Origin of the sequence: Streptomyces tricolor, from assembly GCF_002155905.1 — a bacterium.
Classification (GTDB): Bacteria; Actinomycetota; Actinomycetes; order Streptomycetales; family Streptomycetaceae; genus Streptomyces; species Streptomyces tricolor.
Genome location: NZ_MUMF01000640.1, coordinates 1 through 3,071 on the forward strand (window position 1 = coordinate 1; position 3,071 = coordinate 3,071).

At 73.6% G+C, this 3,071-nt stretch carries 1 protein-coding gene; it reads left to right on the forward strand.

From position 1 onward, the window contains the following. Positions 1-3,071, forward strand: a 3,071-nt coding sequence (locus tag CCN44_RS36185) for a type I polyketide synthase (RefSeq protein ID WP_143650233.1), incomplete at both ends; no start/stop codon positions are given.

Sequence of the window (3,071 nt, forward strand, 5' to 3'; positions counted from 1 at the left end):
GCCGAGGAGTTGGTGGCCGAACTGGCCGGGTTGGGCGCCGCCGTGGATGTGGTGGCGTGTGATGTGTCGGACCGGGGTGCGGTGGAGCGCCTGGTCGCGGCTTTCCCGTTGACGGGTGTGGTGCACGCGGCTGGTGTGCTGGACGACGGCACGGTGGAGTCGTTGACGGCTGAGCGGGTCGACGCGGTGCTGGCGGCGAAGGTGGACGGTGCCTGGCATCTCCATGAGCTGACGGCCAGCCTCGGCGTGCGGGCGTTCGTGTTGTTCTCGTCGCTGGCGGGTGTCGTGGGCAGTGCGGGGCAGGGCGGGTACGCGGCTGCCAATGCCGCGCTGGACGCGCTCGCCGCGCATCGGCGGGCGCAGGGGCTGCCGGCCACCTCCATCGCCTGGGGCCTGTGGGCACCGGCCAGCGCCATGACCTCCGGCGCCGACACCGGGCGACTGGCCCGTGGCGGCGTCCTCCCCCTCCCCGCCGACCGGGGCCTGGAACTGTTCGACGCCGCCTGCGCCGCCGAGGCACCGCTGACCGTCGCCGCGCGCCTGGACCTCACGGCCTTCCGCGCGCAGGGCACCCGTATGCCCGCCGTGCTGCGGAGCCTCGCTGGCGCCGCGGCCCGCCGCACGGCACGCGCCGCCGACGCCGGCACCCTGCGCGACCGCCTCGCCGCCCAGACCCCCGCCGAGCGGACCCGGACCGTGCTCGACCTGGTCCGGGGCCAGGCCGCCGCCGTCCTCGGACACGAGTCGGCCGCCGCCATCGCCGAGGACCGCGCCTTCCTCGAACTCGGCTTCGACTCCCTGACCGCGGTCGACCTGCGCAACCGCCTCGGCACGGTGACGGGCCTCCGCCTGCCCACCACCACCGTCTTCGACCACCCCAACCCGGCCGCCCTGACCCGGCACATCCTCGCCGAGCTGCTCGGCGCCACGGCCGGCTCGCCCCGGACGGCCACCACCGCCGTCCGTGCGGACGAGCCGATCGCGATCGTCGGCATGGCCTGCCGCTACCCCGGCGGCGTGGCCTCGCCCGAGGACCTGTGGCGGATCGTCGCCGAGGGCCGGGACGTCATCTCCCCCTTCCCGGAAGACCGCGGCTGGGACCTCGACGCCCTCTACCACGCCGACCCCGACCACACCGGGACCAGCTACGCACGCGAAGGCGGGTTCCTGCACGACGCCGCCGGGTTCGACGCCGAGTTCTTCGGCATCAGCCCGCGCGAGGCGCTGGCCATGGACCCGCAGCAGCGGCTGCTCCTGGAAACCTCCTGGGAGGCCGTCGAGCGGGCCGGCATCGACCCCACCACGCTGCGCGGCAGCGCCACCGGCGTCTTCGCCGGACTGATGTACCACGACTACGCGGCCCGGCTCGGCACCGCCCCGGAGGGCCTCGAAGGCTACCTCGGCATGGGCAACTCCGGCAGCGTCGCCTCCGGCCGCATCGCCTACACCCTCGGCCTCGAAGGCCCGGCGATCACCGTGGACACCGCGTGCTCCTCGTCCCTGGTGGCCCTGCACTGGGCGATCAGCGCGCTGCGCTCGGGGGAGTGCGACCTCGCCCTGGCCGGCGGCGTGTCCGTGATGGCGACACCGGGCACGTTCGTGGAGTTCTCCCGGCAGCGGGGCCTCGCCCCCGACGGGCGCTGCAAGTCCTTCGCCGCCGCGGCCGACGGGGCCAGCTGGTCCGAGGGTGTCGGCATGCTGCTCGTGGAGCGGTTGTCGGACGCGCGCAGGAACGGGCACCGGGTGCTGGCCGTGGTGCGTGGTTCCGCGGTGAACCAGGACGGTGCGTCGAACGGTCTGACGGCGCCGAACGGTCCGTCGCAGCAGCGGGTGATCCGTCAGGCCCTTGCGGGTGCGGGTCTTGCGGCCGCTGATGTGGATGCGGTGGAGGCGCATGGTACGGGGACGCGGCTGGGTGACCCGATCGAGGCGCAGGCGCTGCTGGCCACCTACGGCCAGGAGCGGCCTTCGGACGCACCGCTGTGGCTGGGCTCCATCAAGTCCAACATCGGTCATGCGCAGGCCGCCGCCGGTGTGGCCGGTGTGATCAAGATGGTCGAGGCCATGCGGCACGGCGTGCTGCCGCGCACGCTCCATGTGGACGAGCCGTCCCCGGAGGTCGACTGGTCCGCGGGTGCGGTGGAGTTGCTGACCGAGGCGCGGGAATGGCCGCGTGCGGGTCGGCCGCGTCGGGCGGGTGTGTCGTCGTTCGGTGTGTCCGGGACCAACGCCCATGTGGTGCTGGAAGAGGCACCTGAGGAGGCCGCGCACCCCGAGACCCCCGGACTTCCCGCCCTTCCCTGGCTGTTGTCGGCACGCTCGGAGGCCGCGCTGCGCGCACAGGCCGCACGGCTCGCCGACTGGCTGCGGGACGACACCGACCTCCTCGGCACCGCCTACTCCCTCGCCACCGGCCGAGCGGCGCTGCCGCACCGCGCGGTCGTCGTCGGCACCGAGAAGGCCGAACTCGCCGACGGTCTCGCCGCGTTGGCGTCCGGTCGCGTCACCGCACACGTCGAAACCGCCCGCGCCCGCGACAACCGCGTCACCGCGTTCGTGTTCGCGGGGCAGGGTGCGCAGCGGGTGGGGATGGGCGAGGAACTGGCCGCCGCCTTCCCGGTGTTCGCCCAAGCCTTCGGTGAGGTGTGTGCCGCGTTCGACGGTCTGCTGGACCGTCCGCTGCGGGAGGTGATCAATACCCCTGAGCTGGATCGGACGGTGTACGCGCAGCCCGCGTTGTTCGCTTTCGAGGTGGCGCTGTTCCGGCTGCTGGAGTCGTGGGGTGTCGCCCCGGATGCGGTACTCGGTCATTCGGTGGGTGAGTTGGCTGCCGCTTGCGTGGCGGGTGTGTGGTCTTTGTCGGATGCGGCTCGGATCGTGGCGGCGCGTGGACGGTTGATGCAGGCGCTGCCGGAGGGCGGTGCGATGGTCGCGGTCCAGGCGGGTGAGGGTGAGATGGAGTTGCCGGAGGGGGTGGAGCTGGCGGCGGTCAACGGTCCGTCGTCGGTGGTCCTCTCCGGTGACGAGGAGGCCGTGCTGGCCGAGGCGGCCCGCTGGTCGGACCGTCGTAC